We start from the raw sequence: 16,395 nt of genomic DNA on the forward strand, positions 1-16,395 counted from the left end.
TATGTACAGAAAGCTCGCCAGATACGATTTATGCTTAGGTGTTATGCTTTCATAGTGATAAAAAAGTCTTGCTTGTGAAAAGTTTCTGAGCTCTAAAAATATCTTTACAAAAATGCACTCATTCCATAAAAGCTATGTTTTTATTATATTACAAGATAGGTAAGTATTATCTTATTGTATAATGTATTATATTTTTTTTGCAGTTCAGAATGTATATTCAACAGCAAAAATTTCTGATAAATTAGCTATGATATTCAAAATATAGAGTATTTATATTATTTAGTTCTAGTTTTTTATCTATATTAATACATCTCATCAATATAATTATCATGTCTTAATAATAGTAATTAAATTACATTGGTTTAGGTAATGTAAAAAATAAATAGAAAGCTAATTAAATATATAAAACTTATTCATTTTGAAAACATATTTCTAATGATTTATCGACAAGAAGAAGCTTTTAATTAATTGCATAATCATTAAAGTTAAATAATAGGGATATAAGTAATATAATTTTTTTAATTTCCAAGATATGCATCTTTAACACGTGGATCGGAAAGTAAAGCTTTGCCTTCATCGTGAAATAATATTTTTCCTACTTCTAAAATATAAGCATAATTAGCAATGGAAAGTGCTGCAGATGCATTTTGTTCAATAAGAAGAACAGTTTTTCCCATATTATTAATTTTTTTAATAATCGAAAAGATTTCACGTACAAGAAGAGGTGCTAAACCGAGAGATGGCTCATCTAATATAACTATATCAGGATTACTCATAAGGGTGCGACCTACAGCTAACATTTGCTGCTCACCACCTGACATTGTACCGCTCAACTGCTGAGATCTTTCACGCAATCGTGGAAATAAATCAAATATCCATTCGATATTGCGAGCAATAACAGTTTTATCATTACAGATATAAGCTCCTAGTTGAAGATTCTCTAAAACAGTAAAATGAGGTATAATACGTCTTCCTTCAGGAGTTAATGCAATACCTAATCGCAAAATTTCTTCCGGCTGTTTTTCAATGATGGATTTACCTTTATATATAATTTCTCCATGAGTTGATCGATTGAGACCTACAATAGAGTTTATAGTGCTACTTTTTCCTGCCCCATTTGCTCCAATTAAAGTAACTATGCTTCCTTCTTTTATAGACATAGAAAGGCCTTGAACAGCTTTAATCGCACCATAATGCACATGAAGATTTTTTATTTCAAGAATATTCATATATATCTCCACCGAGATAAGCTTTAATAACTCTAGGATTATTACGCACTTCATTAGGTGTGCCATTAGCGATACAACAGCCATATTCTAATACACAAATATATTGACAAAGTTTCATAACAACTTTCATGTCATGTTCAATCAGAAGGATTGTAAGATCAAATTCTTTTTTGATTTTTTCTATAAATTGTCTTAATTCGTCACTTTCTTGTGGATTCATACCTGCTGCAGGTTCGTCAAGAAGAAGCAGTTTTGGTTTTGTTGCTAAAGCTCGAGCAATTTCTAAACGTCGTTGTGCTCCGTAAGGTAGGGTGGTTGCCTTTTGATTAGCGAGATGATCAAGCTGAAGTCTCTTAAGAAGTTCCATTGCATTTTTATGAATTTGTCTTTGCTCTTTAAGTGCGCTTGGTAATAATAACGCTGCAGTAAACCATGGTTGTTTTTGTCGAATATGAGCGCCTACCATGATGTTTTGTAAGACTGTTAATCCTGAAAAAAGACGAATGTTCTGAAATGTTCGTGCAATATGAAGTTTGCAGATAGTATAAGGTGGAAGGCCACAAATTTTTTTATTATCTAAAAGAATTGTTCCATTTGTTGGTGCGTAAAAACCAGAAATCATATTAAAAATAGTTGTTTTTCCAGCACCATTTGGACCAATTAGTCCAGTAATTGTTCCTCGTTTAATAGCCATATTAACATTGTTTACAGCAATTAATCCACCGAAATGCATTGTAAGATTATTGAGCGAAAGGATCGTATCATTCATGATTTTTTTCGTTTTTGAAGAGATTTCTTCTCATTAAAAGATTATAAATCCAATTCCATGAAAATTCACGTTGGCCTAATAATCCTTTTTGCCAGTATAAGATAATTGCTAGCAACATAAGTGAAAAAATAACCATTCGTAGACCTGGTACTCCCGGAATATATATAAAGCCTAGGTTTAATGGATTTTCAACAATGCGAAGCCATTCAAGCACTATGGTAATAATAATGCTGCTTATAACGCTGCCTGTAATAGAACCAAGACCACCAGCCACAACAATCATTAAAATATTAAAAGTTAAGATAAAATTGAACATTTTGGGGTCGATAGTTGAAATAAGAGCAGCGGTTAATGCACCACCAATGCCTGCAAAAAATGCACCAACCGTAAAGGAAAAACAGCGATAGAAAAAAGTATTTACTCCCATCATTTTCGCAGCGATTTCATCATCACGAATAGCACGTAATACATTACCTGTATTACTTTGTAATAAAAGACTAATAAAAATTATTGTAAATGCTAACCAACCAAAATTCCACCATAATGTAGCATATTGAGGTATTCCTTTGATTCCTAATGAACCATTCGTTAAAGGTATAGCATTAATAATGAGAACACGAATAATTTCTGCAAAGCCCAATGTTGCGATTCCAAGATAATCACCACCAAGACGTAAAACAGGGAAAGCAATTAGCAAACCTATAATTGCAGCAGATAAACCACTTATATTAACGGCAACGAAAAACGATAATTGCAAATTTTTTAAGGGTTCAGCTATTGGTTCTAAAATCCACATCATTTCTTTTTGTTCAGGAGAGAGAAGAAAAATTGCGCATACATAAGCACCAATAGCCATAAAACCAGCATGTCCCAAAGAAAACATGCCCGTAAACCCATAAATCAAATTGAGTGAAATTGCTAATATTGCATTGATGGCGATAAGATTAATAATGCGTAATGTGTAGTCATTAAAATGGTTATCAGCATAAAATAAAAAACTAATAAAAATTATAATGCTAACAAGTGATAGAAAAATGTTTAATGATTTTGCCATTAAATTTTCTCCTGATTTTTCTTACCCATTAAACCAGTTGGCATTATTAATAAGATAAGAATCAATAGGATAAAAGCAAAAGCATCTCTATATCCAGATAAAGTCGGGGAGAAGGCAACGACCATAATTTCAATAAATCCTAATAGTAAGCCTCCAAGCATTGCTCCTGGAATTGAACCTATACCTCCAATAACGGCTGCGATGAAAGCTTTTAATCCAGGAAGCAAACCCATATAAGGATGAATTTGAGGATAACGTAAAGACCACATAATGCCTGCTATGGCAGCTAATGCAGAACCTATACAAAATGTAAATGCAATAACCTTATTAACGGAAACACCCATTAAACGAGTTGTTTCAATATCATATGATATTGCACGCATAGCAAGACCAGGCTTTGTCTTATTGATGATACATAATAAAATAATAACAAGAATAAATGAAATAATAGGAACGATGAGAAACATGGGAGCAATTCGGATGATACTCTTGGCATCTTGTCCGAAAGACCATAAGATTGGTGTTACAAGAAAATCTGGTTGTTTTACAGCTTTTGGAATGCTGCTAAAAAACATGATTGCAAGGCTCTCAATAAGAAAAGAAATGCCAATTGCACTGATAAGAACCGAAATACGCGGAGCATTCCGCAAAGGCTTATAGGCTAACTGGTCTACAAAAATTCCCACTGCGCCCGTAATAAAAATGGAAAAAAAAATAGCTAGAATCCAGATGGGTTTAAAATCTTGTGGAGAAATTTGTGAGTAATAAATAAGCTCTAAAACAAGAATAAAAAAGACAGAAATCCAATAAATTTTTTGTTTTTTTTGAAATCCAATAAAGATCGAATAATAAATGAAGACTGCGAACAATATAAGTAAAATAGCAATCCATGTAGGCATAAAGCTAATTGTGGAAAAGGAAAAAAAATATGCTCCCAACATCAAGAGATCACCATGAGCAAAATTAATTAATCTTAAAACACCATAAACCATGGTATAACCAATTGCAATGAGGCCATAAAGTGATCCTAATGCTAGCGCATTAAAGAAATATTGAAACAACATTTCAGTGCTCATCTCTTGTTCCTTTTATGAAATATGATTGTTCTAAATGGTCTAGTCTCGAAATACATTAACCAATTTTGTACTTTTAATTGAGCAACTTATTGTTTTGAATTGTTTTTTTTAAGTCACTAGACTGTATTTCATGTAAATAAATACGTTTTCCATTTTTTATTTCAATTACACCAATAGAAACTTGAGGGTTATGATTTTCATCTATGGATATAGCTCCAAAAGGAGTTTGAAAATCTTTTAATTTGCTCAGTTCAGTTGTAATTTGATCACGATCAACACTACCAGCATTTTCAATAGCTTGCATAAACATCATATATGCGGTGTAGCCCAAAACTGAATTGATATTTGGTTGTTTATTGGGATAAACGGTTTTCCATTTATTTGTAAATTCTTGTGCAGCTTTTGATATGTTTGGCATAGCATTATTGTAAGGAAGTGTTGTATGCAAAAATCCTTCTGCAGCTCGTCCTGCAATTGCAATAGTTTCTGGATTGTCCATAGCATCCCCACCCATGATGCGGAATTTTGCTCCTAATTCACGTGCTTGCTTTATAATTATGGCGCCTTCAGAAAAATAAGATGGGATGAATAAGATATCAGGTTTTTGTGCTATGATTTGTATAAGAGTAGCTGAGAAATCTTGGTCTCCAGAATTATAATTTAAATTTGCAATAACTTCACCACCTAACTTTTTGAATGAACTGATAAAATAACGTGCAAGACCAATTGCATAGTCATTAGATATATCTTTTAAGATAGCTGCCTTTTTGGCATGTAAAGTTTTGATTGCATAAGTTGCAGCACCTATACCTTGATAGCTGTCAGTGAAACACGCACGAAAATAATACTTTTTTCCTTGTGTAACCAATGGATTTGTTGATGAGGTTGCGATAGTAGGTGTTTTTGCTTTTTCAGATACTTCTCCACCCGCTAATGATAGAGAAGAACCATAGGTTCCTATGATTCCATTAACTTTCTCATTAGCGGTTAAACGTGCTACAGCATTGACTGCTTCTACTTTATCAGATTTATTATCAACAACAATCAGTTCAACTTTGCGTCCTAGTATTTCTGGAGTTTTTTTATGCGCTAATTGTATACCCTCAAGTTCGAGTTTTCCTCCAAACGCATTTTGTCCAGTTAATGGAAGATAAACACCAATCTTAATAGGATCTTCTGCAGAGGCGCTTGTTAGAAATGCGCTTATTATAAAAGCTATTGTAAGGATTTTTCTCAATTGCATTGAACACTTTTCCTTATTTTCATTTATAATTTTTTATTATAAACTCCGCACATTATCTTGAACTTTATTATCATGCAAGTTATACGTCTTAATAAAGTTGATCAGTGTGTGTGGAGTGTATACAGAAAGTCTTTAAAATATTATATGCATGATGTGTATAGACTTTCTTGGACGAAATTTATGATTTATGAGCTGGCATTACGAGGTGTAGATACGACAACATGGGGAAATCTTATCTTAGGTCTTGCTTGTTGGTGTAACTACGATGTCTACTTACGCAGAAGAATCAATTTGTAGAATTCAAACCTACAGGATCGCGTTTGGTTATGACAAGTAAGGATACATTAAAAGATTATTCTTCATCTGAAGATGACCTGGGTATTTGTGGTGAAATTATCGAAATTAGTGGTGTCATTAAATGGTTTGATGGCAGCAAGGGTTATGGGTTTATTATTCCTGATTTCCCAGGTCTTCCTGATATATTATTGCATGTGACAGTGATGCGGCGAGATGGTTTTCAGACAGCTTTAGAAGGAGCTAAAGTTATTTGTGTTGTAAAACAAACGGAGAGAGGACTAAAATGTATCCAAGTTAAGTCTATTGATTGCTCATCAGCTACTCATCCCTCAGAAATTCCGGCACGTACACATGTTGTAGTAACTCCTGAAAGTGGTTTAGAACGTGCAATTGTTAAGTGGTTCAATCGCGAAAAAGGATTTGGTTTCCTTAGCCGGGGGCAGGGAACAGAAGATATTTTCATTCATATGGAGATATTGCGTCGTTTTGGTTTAGCAGAACTTCGTTCTGGTCAGGTTGTCCTTGTGCGTTTTGGCAAGGGAAAAAAAGGTTTGATGACAGCAGAGATTTATCCTGATATAGCACTGCCATTTATTACAAATTAAATTTCTAATATTACTAAGGCAAAAAGTGTCGTCTCTGTTTTTTTTTAAGCTGCGTGATTTATCTTTAAAAAAATAATAATAGTGCAGGATAAGAATTTTGAAATTTTTAAAGAGAAAACAAATTATTCAGTTTATTCTGTTTTTGGGAGCCAATGTTTCGAGTACGGTTACAGCAGGAAAGCCTATAGAGATTCCTGTTGATCCGGCTTTTTTAAGAATTAATACAAAACAGAATACAATTTTCTATGAAGTAGAGATTGCATTTTCGGAAACTCAAGCAAGTGCTGGTTTGATGTATCGTACTCATTTTCCTCGTAATCGTGCTATGTTATTCAAGAATTTTCTTGGTAGTATAGCAGAAGATAAACAAAAAATGTTTATGTGGATGGCTCATACACCTTTACCATTAGATATACTTTTTTTAAATTCTAAGGGAGTTATTGTTTCAATTATTGAAAATAATCTTCCATTTTCAAAAAATATAATTTCCTCAAAAGTACCTGCAGCTTTTGCTATTGAGCTTAATGCTGGTGAGGTTATTGATAAAAAGATAAAGCAAGGACAATGTGTGATGCATCCTATTATTTATGAGAAATGTGAAAGGAGCGAAACATGACAGCAGAAGAAATTCGTTTTTTTGAACACGATGGTTTGCGTTTTGCTTACCGTGAAGAAGGACGGGGTACTCCTATTTTATTGATTCATGGTTTTGGATCTTCTGCGCATATGAATTGGTATGTAACAGGTTGGTTTCGTATCCTTATTGAGGCAGGCTATCGTGTTATTGCTTTTGATAATCGTGGTCATGGTGATTCGGATAAGATTTATGATCCTTTATTTTATACGCTTCAAGCTATGGCGGGTGATGCGGTTAAATTGCTTCAACATTTAGGGTTATCCAAGACACATGTTATGGGATATTCTATGGGAGCTCGAATTAGCGCATTTATGGCTCTTTTATATCCAACATATGTACATAGTGTTATTTTTGGTGGTTTAGGAATTGGTATGGTAACGGGGTCAGGTGATTGGGAGCCTGTTGCTCAGGCTCTTTTAGAAAAAGATATTTCAGCAATTACCAATCAGCGTGGTTTAATGTTCCGTAAATTTGCAGAACAAACTAAGAGCGATAGACGTGCTCTTGCTGCTTGTATCATGACGTCGAAACAGGAATTGACAGAGGATGAAGTTTGTAAAATCAAGCAGCCTGCGCTTGTTGCAGTTGGTTCATTGGATGAAATTAGTGGTGAAGCTGAACCATTAGCAGCTTTGTTGCCACACGGAGAGGCATTACAAATTCCTGGTCGTGATCATATGCTTGCTGTTGGAGATAAAGTTTATAAAAAAGGTGTTATCGATTTTCTTGCTCGTCATCCTATTACTTAACTATTGTTTAAAAGGCATTCGATATATTAGAAAATAATCTATTTGTTATGATACCTTCAACATATTAAAACTATCAAAGATAGGATAACTCTAATGCCCAAATTTATTATTTCTTTTAAGAATTCCGCTTTTAAATTATTTAGACAATAAGTGCTCTTTCTATTTATTAATGTTTAAAAATTGAAGCAGCTTTATTTTATTATTTTAAAAGTGCAGGTTTTTTATGTGAAGGAGGAGTTGATAAGTCGTTTGCAATATGTCTATCTAGATATTGTGCACATCGCTCAATAAGCTCTTCATTATATCCGCTGAAAAAGTGGTTAGCTCCTTTTAGTATTTCTTGTGTAATAGTAATACCTTTTTGCATTTTTAGTTTATCGACAAGATTTTGAACATCTTTCGAAGGTGCAACTTTGTCGATATCACCATGAATTATTAAGCCAGATGAAGGACAAGGAGCAAGAAATGAGAAATCGTAAATATTCGGTTGTGGAGCAACAGATATGAAGCTTTCAATTTCAGGTCTACGCATGAGAAGTTGCATTCCAATCCAGGCACCAAATGAATAACCAGCTACCCAACAATTTTTAGAATTAGGATGCTGTGTTTGCATCCAATCAAGAGCAGCGGCAGTATCTGAAAGTTCTCCTATACCATAATCAAATTCCCCTTGACTTCGACCAATACCACGAAAATTGAAACGCAGTGTAGTAAAACCACGTTGTTGAAACATATAAAATAAATCATAAACAATTTTATTGTTCATTGTTCCACCAAATTGAGGGTGAGGATGCAGAACAATCGCAATTGGCGCATTTTTTTGTTGAGAAGGTTGATAACGTCCTTCAAGACGGCCTGCGGGACCATTAAAAATGATTTCTGGCATTAAATGCTCCTTTAAAGCTGTGAATGTTTTCATTGACCTTGGTCAAATTTTACAATAGAATCCATTATCTTCTTTAATTAATCATTAGATATCCTTTTTTGAAGGCGTTTTTCAAGAAAATTGCATTATTTTTTAATCAATTTGTAGGATAGATAATTAGGATTTAAAATGGCTGTAAAACGCCGATATCTTGATCATAATGCAACGGCACCACTCACAAAAATGGCGCGAACGGCATTATTAGAAGCCTTAGAGATATTCGGGAATCCATCATCTGTTCATACAGAAGGGCGTGCTGCTAAAGCGCTTTTAGAGAAATCCCGTAGACAAATTGCTGATAGACTTAAGGCAAATCCGGATAATGTTGTATTTACATCTGGTGCCAGTGAAGCAGCAATGACTCTATTAACACCTTTTTATCATATGGGACGTTCTGAAGTGCAATTTTCTCACCTTTATATTGGTGCGAGTGAGCATCCGTCTATTGCAGAAGGGGGGCGTTTTTCTAAAGAATTGATTAGTATAATTGATGTTAATCAGCATGGTTTGATCCAGCAGGATAAGTTAAAATCTTTATTAATGGCGCATGATAATGCAAAGGGTTTACCCCTTATCGCTATTCAAGCTGCAAATGGTGAAACTGGTGTTATTCAAAATATTCAAGAAATAGCTACTATTGTTCGGGAAGCTAGAGGTACTCTCATTGTTGATTTAGTCCAGTATGTAGATAAACATCTCATTGATATTAATCATTTCGGGGTGATTTCTTTATATTATCGGCCCATAAAATTGGAGGGCCTAAAGGAGTTGGTGCATTTGTTTCATGTAGCAATCTTCTTACTCCTCATCCTCTTATTATTGCTGGTGGACAAGAAAAAGGACTACGTGGAGGAACAGAAGCTTTACCACTTATTGCTTCTTTTGGAGCTGCAATGGCTGATTGTTTTACTGAAGAAGAAATAAAACAATTAATTTATTTACGTAATAAATTAGAAGATGGTTTACAAAAAATTAGTCATGATGTTACAATTTTTGGCAAAGGTGTTCAACGTTTGCCAAATACTACTTATTTTACTGTGCAAGGTATAAAAGCTGAAACGATGCAAATTAGCTTTGATTTAGCGGGATTTTCTGTATCAGCGGGTTCTGCTTGCTCTTCAGGAAAAGTGAAACAAAGCAGAGTTTTGAAAGCAATGGGATATCATATATTGAATGGTGCAATCCGTGTTTCGACAGGACGTTATACGACTTCTAAAGATATTGATGATTTTTTATTGATTTTCTCTCAAATTATAGATAACAAAATAAAATTAGTCATTTAAAAATTGAGCACTATTCTTAAAAATTAAGATTAAGCTTGATAGAGTTCTCCCATTTTGCCATATAAAACTGCATGTTTTAATTTTGTGAAGAAATAAGTATTTATCTTTGATTACCGGTTCTTGACGCCGGCAAAAATGGAGAAAGTCAATGTCGGCAGTGCAAGAAACAATACGCCAAGTACGTGAAATAGACGTTGATCAATATAAATATGGTTTTGAAACAAAAATTGAAACGGATAAGGCTCCAAAAGGCTTAAATGAAGATATTATTCGATTCATTTCCGCTAAAAAATGTGAGCCTGAGTGGATGTTGACATGGCGCTTACAAGCTTTTCGCCGGTGGTCTAAAATGAAAGAACCACGTTGGGCACGAATTGAATATCCAAAAATCAATTTTCAAGAACTTTATTATTATGCTGCTCCTAAAAATCATACAGGGCCAAAATCTTTAAATGAGGTTGATCCTGAATTATTAGCAACTTATGAAAAGCTTGGTATTCCCTTAAAAGAGCAAGAAATTTTGGCAGGAGTAACAAAACAGGAGGATCTTTCTACACGCGATGATAATATGTATGCAGCAGGAAAAGTGGCTGTTGATGCTGTTTTCGATTCTGTTTCAGTTGTGACAACATTTAAAGAAGAATTAGCACGTGCTGGTATCATTTTCTGTTCTATTTCAGAAGCTATTATCGAGCATCCTGCTTTTATTCGGGAATATTTAGGGGCAGTTGTGCCAGCTGGTGATAATTATTATGCGGCCTTAAATGCAGCTGTTTTTACAGATGGTTCATTTGTTTATATTCCTAAAGGAGTGCGTTGTCCTATGGAACTTTCAACCTATTTCAGGATTAACGAACGCAATACAGGACAATTTGAGCGCACACTAATTATTGCAGATGAAGATTCGTATGTTTCTTATTTGGAGGGGTGTACTGCGCCTCAGCGTGATGAAAATCAATTACATGCTGCGGTTGTCGAGCTTATTTCTCTAAAAAATGCAGAAATTAAATATTCGACGGTACAAAATTGGTATCCTGGTGATAAAGAGGGAAAGGGAGGAATTTATAATTTTGTAACTAAACGTGGGGATTGTAGAGGAGATAATTCTAAAATTTCATGGACTCAAATTGAAGCTGGTTCTGCAATTACTTGGAAATATCCATCTTGTTTATTACGAGGTAATAATTCACGTGGGGAATTTTATTCTATTGCTGTTGCAAATGGTTATCAACAAATTGATTCCGGTACAAAAATGATCCATTTAGGAGAAAATACATCAAGTCGTATTATTTCCAAGGGAATTTCTGCTGGTTTTTCAAGTAATACTTATCGTGGACAAGTGACTGCACACAGAAAAGCCAAGAATGCACGTAATTTTACTCAATGTGATAGCTTGCTGATTGGCAATGATTGCAGTGCTCACACAGTACCCTATATTGAGACAAAAAATGCGACAGCTCAGTTTGAGCATGAGGCAACAACGTCAAAGATTTCTGATGATCAACTTTTTTATGTTATGCAACGAGGGATTTCTGAAGAAGAGGCAATTGCATTAATCATTAATGGATTTGTAAAAGAAGTTATTCAAAAATTACCAATGGAATTTGCTGTTGAAGCTCAGAAACTGATCGGTATTAGCCTTGAAGGTAGTGTAGGCTAATTGCTATTTAAGCAAATACAGCAATAACAGGATTAAATTATGTTAGAAATCAAAAATTTGCACGCCCGTATTTCTGAAACTAATACTGAAATCATTTGTGGTTTAAATTTAACCATTCGAGATGGTGAAGTAGCTGCTATTATGGGGCAAAATGGAGCAGGAAAATCTACTTTGTCTTACTTACTTTCTGGGCGCGATGATTATGAAGTAACAGAAGGCGATATTCTTTATAATGGGCAATCCATTTTAAAAATGAGTCCAACAGAGCGTGCAGTACGTGGTATTTTTTTAGCATTTCAATATCCAATGGAAATACCTGGTGTTGCAACAATGGAATTTTTAAAAGTTGCAATGAATTCTCAACGCAAAGCTCGAGGTGATAAAGAACTTAAAATTTCTGAGTTTATTCAACGTATTAAAGATATTTCTTCTGAACTTGAAATAGATATGGCTATGCTTAAACGTTCATTGAATGTTGGCTTTTCAGGTGGGGAAAAAAAGCGTGCTGAAATTCTTCAAATGGCTCTACTTGAACCTAAGCTTTGCATTTTAGATGAAACAGATTCTGGCTTAGATATTGATGCATTAAAAATTGTTGCAGATGGTGTTAATAAACTTCGCAGTCAGGAACGTTCATTCTTGGTTATTACTCATTATCAACGTTTACTTGATTATATTACTCCTGACACGGTACATGTTCTTCATAAAGGCCGTATTATTAAGAGTGGAGATAAATCTTTAGCACTATATTTGGAACAAAATGGGTATGCTGATATTATAAATAAAACTGCTTGAGGTTATTAAATATGAGAACAAACTTACAATCAGAATTAATAGCAGTTGAAGCAGATATTATTAATAATTTTGATCAACGCATTGATGATTTGCCTGGTAATGAAACAGTGCAAGCTGTACGTAAGAAAGCTATTGAGCTATTTCAAAAAACACGTCTTCCTTCACGCAAAATGGAGTATTGGCATTATACTAATTTACGCGTTTTATTAAAATCTGTAAGTAATTTTTCAGAACTTATTGATGAACAGCAGATTAATACATTACTTCCAGAAAATATTGTTTTTTCTATTAAAAATGGTAAAGCGCTTACATCAAATAAAATAGCAGGTGTTGAAGTAGAGCATCTTGCAACGGCGTTGGATAAAAATAGCACTAAAATAAATTTAACTGTTGCTGATGAAAATTTTATTGGGCAAGTGAATACAGCCTTCGTTACCGATGGTTGGATTTTCCAGATTGCTGACAATATTAGATTGGATATACCAATCGAATTACAAAATATTCAAATGGGAGGGCAGTCACATACTTTTTCAAGCATCAAAGTTGGAAAAAATAGTCAAGCTGTCATTATTGAACGTCAAATTGGCAATGATAAAGATACTTTTGTTAGTTCAGTATTTTCATTAAATCTTGCTGCTAATAGCAATGTAACATGGATTCTTATCTCTGATAGGGGATGCAATACTACACAATTTGGCCAATTTCATGCTGTGCTTGCTGAAAATGCTGAGTTAACACTTTACGTGATTAATATAAGTAGCCAACTTAATCGTCAAGAAATTGATATTGAGTTGTTGGGAAAAAAGTCTAATTTTCAATTGCGAGCAATAAATTTATTGTCTGGAAAAACGCATAATGATCTTACAATGACTGTTCGTCATATTGAAGAAAAATCAGTTTCGAGAGAAATCGTACGTAATGTTGTTACAGATAAGGCCCATGGTGTTTTTCAAGGAGTAATACGCGTAGCACAAAAAGCACAAGAAACAGATGCTCGTATGGCTTGCAATAGCCTTATTCTTTCTGATGATGCAGAATTTGATATAAAACCTGAACTAGAAATTTTTGCTGATAATGTTACTTGTGCTCACGGTGCGACAGTTGCTAAACTTAATCATGATCATCTTTTTTATCTAATGGCGCGTGGTATCTCTTTTAAAACTGCCTGTGAACTTTTGGTAAAAGGATTTATTTCAGAATTAATTGATGACATCAAGCAAGATAATATTCACGCTATTTTGAGTAATATCATTAGTAAATGGTTAGAAAAGAACGTTTAAGGTAGAAAAAATGGAAAATAACATAAAAACATTGAATTATAATGTAGAAGAAATTCGGTGTGATTTTCCTATTTTTCAGAGTAATATTTATGGTAAGCGGTTAGCTTATCTTGATAGTGCAGCTTCTGCTCAAAAGCCACTATCAGTTCTTAATGTTATGGATAATTTTTATCGATGTCATTATGCTAATGTACATCGAGGAATGCATTATTTGTCAAATACAGCAACACAATTTTATGAAGATGCTCGTGAAACAGTTCGTGCATTTTTAAACGCTCAAATAGTTGAAGAAATTATCTTTACGAAAAGTGCAACAGAAGCTATTAACACTATAGCTTATGGTTGGGGAATGTTTAAATTAAATGAAGGTGATGAAATTATTCTCACTATTATGGAGCATCATTCAAATATTATTCCTTGGCATTTTATTCGTGAACAAAAAGGTGTAAAACTTGTTTTTGTACCAGTTGATGAGGATGGTGTTTTACATATTGAAGATTTTCAAAATGCTTTAAGTAATAGAACTCGTCTTGTTGCTATTACACATATGTCAAATATATTGGGGAGTGTGTCTCCTATCAGAGAAATAGTTAAATTAGCACATCAAAATGCTATTCCTGTTCTTGTTGATGGTTCTCAAGGAGCTGTACATTTAACAATTGATATGCAAGATCTTGATTGTGATTGGTATGTTTTTACTGGTCATAAGATTTATGGTCCTACAGGCATTGGTGTTCTTTATGGCAAAAAATATCGGCTAGAGGAAATGCGTCCTTTTCAGGGGGGAGGACAAATGATTGAAGAGGTGACACTTGATAAGGTTTCTTATAATGTTCCTCCATACCGTTTTGAAGCTGGTACTCCTCCTATAGTTGAAGCTATTGGGTTAGCAGCAGCTATCGATTATATACAAGAAAAGGATAGAGATGCAATTTATATGCATGAAATGGCACTTTTAAATTATGCTCATGAAAGACTTGCATCAGTTCAGTCATTAAATATCTATGGACGCGCCTTTAACAAAGGTACTATTATATCTTTTGAACTTGAAGGTATTCATGCACATGATGTTGCTATGTTTGTTGATCGACAGGGAGTTGCTATACGTGCGGGAACGCATTGTGCACAGCCTTTATTACAACATCTTGGTTTAACATCTATCTGTCGTGCATCATTAGCAATGTATAGTAATCGCGAAGATATTGATCAATTGGTTGAAGCGTTAGAAAAAGCAAGGATATTTTTTAATGGTTAGATTAACTAAAAAATGCCATTCGGCTGAGACTGTTGGTATAGAGAGTGAAAAGGAAGAATCTTGTTTATTAGCAATCCCGGAATCTGAAATTAATCGTTTGACGAGTGATATTATTGCTGCTCTTAAAACAGTCTACGATCCAGAAATACCTGCTGATATTTATGAATTAGGATTGATTTATCGGATTGATATTGAAGATGATCGCTCGGTAAAAATTGAAATGACACTTACAGCTCCTGGGTGTCCTGTTGCAGGTGAGATGCCAGGTTGGGTGGAAAATGCTGTAAGTGCAGTTGAAGGCGTTTTAAGTGTTGAAGTAACTATGACATTTGATCCTCCGTGGACACCTGAATGTATGTCAGAAGAAGCACAGATTGCTGTTGGATGGTACTAAAAGAAATAAAACAATAATAAAATCAATGTTTTATTAAATTTTTTCGTCCTATACATCACTTTTGAGCTTTCTTATCATTTCGATGGCTAACTTTTTGCGATCAGCATTCTTTGTATAAAGAGCTACCATGGTATCATCTGTCCAGCTAAAAATTACTTTAAATTGTGTTACTATCGCATCTGAGTTTGCAAATCTTGCTGTCGCTAATTTTCTTAAACTATAAGCTGATTTTAATATCAGCAACAATAATAGCAATAAAAACTGTCATTGTAATGGAAAGAGCAAACCGATTGAAATTTTTATGACAGGAAACGCCGATATTCCTTGGGCAGAAGGCGTCACTGATAAGACAGAGCTTGAGGCATGAGCTTGGGATGATGGCAATACTGGGAGTTATAGTCTTTATGATGGCATTGGCGGCAAAAGTAGTTTTGCTGTTAGTTATACACACTTAAGAACAAAGCAAAAAGTTTTTTGGAAAGAGTTTGCTTAGTATTGGAAAAGTTCAAAAAACTCATAGTGATCTTACAGGCAGCAGCACAAAAGTTATTCAATCTATTATGAGTGGAGGCTCAAATAAACCTTATCAAAAAGGTGTGTGTAAGGATGATAATATAAAGAAAATGCTAATCAAGTCGGTAATAGTGGCCTTAGCATGTGGAGTGGTTGTGCTGTTAAAGGTAATGATAGTGTTTATGGTGGTGATTATTTTCATAGAAAAGATATAACATCTTCATCAAATAAAATTCATCAAATAAAAGGGTAGGGATGGTGGCGTATTAATCAAGCTTTATCTATAAAATGTAATGAAATGATGGCACGAAAAATCACTGAAAGTTGTCTTAACTATTTAAAGAAGTGGCAGGTTTACAGCTTCATGCCTATCAAGATGTTTCCGGCGTTTGGATCATAGGATCTGCTCATACAGAAAAGCCGGTAAGCCTATGATTGTTGAAGGCATGGTTATTCCAAAAAAAAGCGCAAATTATGCTTTTAGCCGATTTGCGTCAATACGAGCGGTGGTAGAGAAAGTGCTTTGTGTAGACTTAAGTGATAAATAGTTTGCTACTCTTCATTATAATTATAAGGACAACGCGACTTTTTCAACCCTCTACATTGCTTAATAAAGGCACTATAAATCTAT

At 34.2% G+C, this 16,395-nt stretch carries 16 protein-coding genes and 2 pseudogenes; 11 read left to right on the forward strand and 7 right to left on the reverse strand.

Annotated elements, in window-relative coordinates:
• Window positions 1-518: 518 nt before the first annotated feature.
• The 5 genes from BAR153v2_RS02865 to BAR153v2_RS02885 form a co-directional block, all read right to left on the reverse strand.
• Entirely contained in the window at window positions 519-1,229 is a 711-nt protein-coding gene (locus BAR153v2_RS02865; RefSeq protein WP_078680226.1) for an ABC transporter ATP-binding protein, read from the reverse strand.
• On the reverse strand, window positions 1,216-1,998 hold the full coding sequence (locus BAR153v2_RS02870) for an ABC transporter ATP-binding protein (protein WP_078680227.1): 783 nt from the start codon (window positions 1,996-1,998) through the stop codon (window positions 1,216-1,218). Before BAR153v2_RS02870 ends, BAR153v2_RS02865 begins: the two co-directional genes overlap by 14 nt.
• Entirely contained in the window at window positions 1,991-3,052 is a 1,062-nt protein-coding gene (locus BAR153v2_RS02875) for a branched-chain amino acid ABC transporter permease (RefSeq protein WP_078680228.1), read from the reverse strand. The genes BAR153v2_RS02870 and BAR153v2_RS02875 overlap by 8 nt, the downstream gene beginning before the upstream one ends.
• On the reverse strand, window positions 3,052-4,128 hold the full coding sequence (locus tag BAR153v2_RS02880; RefSeq protein ID WP_078680229.1) for a branched-chain amino acid ABC transporter permease: 1,077 nt from the start codon (window positions 4,126-4,128) through the stop codon (window positions 3,052-3,054). The genes BAR153v2_RS02875 and BAR153v2_RS02880 overlap by 1 nt, the downstream gene beginning before the upstream one ends.
• Window positions 4,129-4,201: 73 nt before the next feature.
• A complete protein-coding gene (locus tag BAR153v2_RS02885) occupies window positions 4,202-5,371 on the reverse strand; it encodes an ABC transporter substrate-binding protein (RefSeq protein WP_078680230.1) in 1,170 nt (389 codons plus the stop codon).
• A 326-nt stretch (window positions 5,372-5,697) separates the two neighbouring features.
• Here BAR153v2_RS02885 and BAR153v2_RS02890 point away from each other — a divergent pair, with 326 nt between their 5' ends.
• From BAR153v2_RS02890 to BAR153v2_RS02900, 3 genes are all read left to right on the forward strand, one after another.
• Window positions 5,698-6,273: a cold-shock protein gene (locus BAR153v2_RS02890; RefSeq protein ID WP_078680231.1), complete on the forward strand. Its 576-nt coding sequence runs from the start codon at window positions 5,698-5,700 to the stop codon at window positions 6,271-6,273.
• Between the two features lie 94 nt (window positions 6,274-6,367).
• Window positions 6,368-6,889, forward strand: a complete 522-nt coding sequence (locus BAR153v2_RS02895; protein ID WP_078680232.1) for a DUF192 domain-containing protein — start codon at window positions 6,368-6,370, stop codon at window positions 6,887-6,889.
• Window positions 6,886-7,659: an alpha/beta fold hydrolase gene (locus BAR153v2_RS02900; protein ID WP_078680233.1), complete on the forward strand. Its 774-nt coding sequence runs from the start codon at window positions 6,886-6,888 to the stop codon at window positions 7,657-7,659. Before BAR153v2_RS02895 ends, BAR153v2_RS02900 begins: the two co-directional genes overlap by 4 nt.
• 199 nt (window positions 7,660-7,858) lie before the next feature.
• Here the strand turns inward: BAR153v2_RS02900 and BAR153v2_RS02905 are convergent, their stop codons facing one another.
• Complete coding sequence (locus tag BAR153v2_RS02905) at window positions 7,859-8,545, reverse strand: alpha/beta hydrolase (RefSeq protein WP_078680234.1); 687 nt, start codon at window positions 8,543-8,545, stop codon at window positions 7,859-7,861.
• 168 nt (window positions 8,546-8,713) lie between these two features.
• Here BAR153v2_RS02905 and BAR153v2_RS02910 point away from each other — a divergent pair.
• From BAR153v2_RS02910 to BAR153v2_RS02935, 6 genes and pseudogenes are all read left to right on the forward strand, one after another.
• Window positions 8,714-9,867, forward strand: a pseudogene (locus BAR153v2_RS02910) (cysteine desulfurase family protein).
• A 148-nt stretch (window positions 9,868-10,015) separates the two neighbouring features.
• Window positions 10,016-11,527 (forward strand): Fe-S cluster assembly protein SufB, encoded by a 1,512-nt coding sequence (sufB, locus tag BAR153v2_RS02915; RefSeq protein ID WP_078680235.1) that lies wholly within the window; start codon window positions 10,016-10,018, stop codon window positions 11,525-11,527.
• 39 nt (window positions 11,528-11,566) lie between these two features.
• The gene (gene sufC, locus BAR153v2_RS02920) at window positions 11,567-12,322 is read left to right on the forward strand and encodes a Fe-S cluster assembly ATPase SufC (protein WP_078680236.1); all 756 of its coding nucleotides are present in this window, start codon (window positions 11,567-11,569) and stop codon (window positions 12,320-12,322) included.
• Window positions 12,323-12,333: 11 nt separating this feature from the next.
• The gene (sufD, locus tag BAR153v2_RS02925) at window positions 12,334-13,602 is read left to right on the forward strand and encodes a Fe-S cluster assembly protein SufD (protein WP_078680237.1); all 1,269 of its coding nucleotides are present in this window, start codon (window positions 12,334-12,336) and stop codon (window positions 13,600-13,602) included.
• Window positions 13,603-13,612: 10 nt separating this feature from the next.
• A complete protein-coding gene (locus BAR153v2_RS02930) occupies window positions 13,613-14,857 on the forward strand; it encodes a cysteine desulfurase (protein ID WP_078680238.1) in 1,245 nt (414 codons plus the stop codon).
• Window positions 14,850-15,251, forward strand: a complete 402-nt coding sequence (locus tag BAR153v2_RS02935; RefSeq protein WP_078680239.1) for an SUF system Fe-S cluster assembly protein — start codon at window positions 14,850-14,852, stop codon at window positions 15,249-15,251. The genes BAR153v2_RS02930 and BAR153v2_RS02935 overlap by 8 nt, the downstream gene beginning before the upstream one ends.
• 48 nt (window positions 15,252-15,299) lie before the next feature.
• Here the strand turns inward: BAR153v2_RS02935 and BAR153v2_RS07525 are convergent.
• Window positions 15,300-15,488, reverse strand: a pseudogene (locus BAR153v2_RS07525) (integrase); the annotation flags it as partial.
• A 248-nt stretch (window positions 15,489-15,736) separates the two neighbouring features.
• Between BAR153v2_RS07525 and BAR153v2_RS02945 the strand changes: the two are divergent.
• Together BAR153v2_RS02945 and BAR153v2_RS07675 are read left to right on the forward strand one after the other, a co-directional pair.
• Complete coding sequence (locus BAR153v2_RS02945; RefSeq protein ID WP_078680241.1) at window positions 15,737-15,979, forward strand: hypothetical protein; 243 nt, start codon at window positions 15,737-15,739, stop codon at window positions 15,977-15,979.
• A 130-nt stretch (window positions 15,980-16,109) separates the two neighbouring features.
• On the forward strand, window positions 16,110-16,199 hold the full coding sequence (locus tag BAR153v2_RS07675; protein ID WP_371325860.1) for a hypothetical protein: 90 nt from the start codon (window positions 16,110-16,112) through the stop codon (window positions 16,197-16,199).
• Window positions 16,200-16,395: the final 196 nt, after the last annotated feature.

Source organism: Bartonella sp. AR 15-3, assembly GCF_002022445.1.
Lineage (GTDB): Bacteria > Pseudomonadota > Alphaproteobacteria > Rhizobiales > Rhizobiaceae > Bartonella.

What these genes read in the sequence shown, in the direction of transcription:
- BAR153v2_RS02865 (WP_078680226.1), bottom strand. Translation starts at nt 1,229, where the DNA reads ATGAATATTCTTGAAATAAAAAATCTTCATGTGCATTATGGTGCGATT.
- BAR153v2_RS02870 (WP_078680227.1), bottom strand. Translation starts at nt 1,998, where the DNA reads ATGAATGATACGATCCTTTCGCTCAATAATCTTACAATGCATTTCGGT.
- BAR153v2_RS02875 (WP_078680228.1), bottom strand. Translation starts at nt 3,052, where the DNA reads ATGGCAAAATCATTAAACATTTTTCTATCACTTGTTAGCATTATAATT.
- BAR153v2_RS02880 (WP_078680229.1), bottom strand. Translation starts at nt 4,128, where the DNA reads ATGAGCACTGAAATGTTGTTTCAATATTTCTTTAATGCGCTAGCATTA.
- BAR153v2_RS02885 (WP_078680230.1), bottom strand. Translation starts at nt 5,371, where the DNA reads ATGCAATTGAGAAAAATCCTTACAATAGCTTTTATAATAAGCGCATTT.
- BAR153v2_RS02890 (WP_078680231.1), top strand. Translation starts at nt 5,698, where the DNA reads ATGACAAGTAAGGATACATTAAAAGATTATTCTTCATCTGAAGATGAC.
- BAR153v2_RS02900 (WP_078680233.1), top strand. Translation starts at nt 6,886, where the DNA reads ATGACAGCAGAAGAAATTCGTTTTTTTGAACACGATGGTTTGCGTTTT.
- BAR153v2_RS02905 (WP_078680234.1), bottom strand. Translation starts at nt 8,545, where the DNA reads ATGCCAGAAATCATTTTTAATGGTCCCGCAGGCCGTCTTGAAGGACGT.
- sufB (WP_078680235.1), top strand. Translation starts at nt 10,016, where the DNA reads ATGTCGGCAGTGCAAGAAACAATACGCCAAGTACGTGAAATAGACGTT.
- sufC (WP_078680236.1), top strand. Translation starts at nt 11,567, where the DNA reads ATGTTAGAAATCAAAAATTTGCACGCCCGTATTTCTGAAACTAATACT.
- sufD (WP_078680237.1), top strand. Translation starts at nt 12,334, where the DNA reads ATGAGAACAAACTTACAATCAGAATTAATAGCAGTTGAAGCAGATATT.
- BAR153v2_RS02930 (WP_078680238.1), top strand. Translation starts at nt 13,613, where the DNA reads ATGGAAAATAACATAAAAACATTGAATTATAATGTAGAAGAAATTCGG.
- BAR153v2_RS02935 (WP_078680239.1), top strand. Translation starts at nt 14,850, where the DNA reads ATGGTTAGATTAACTAAAAAATGCCATTCGGCTGAGACTGTTGGTATA.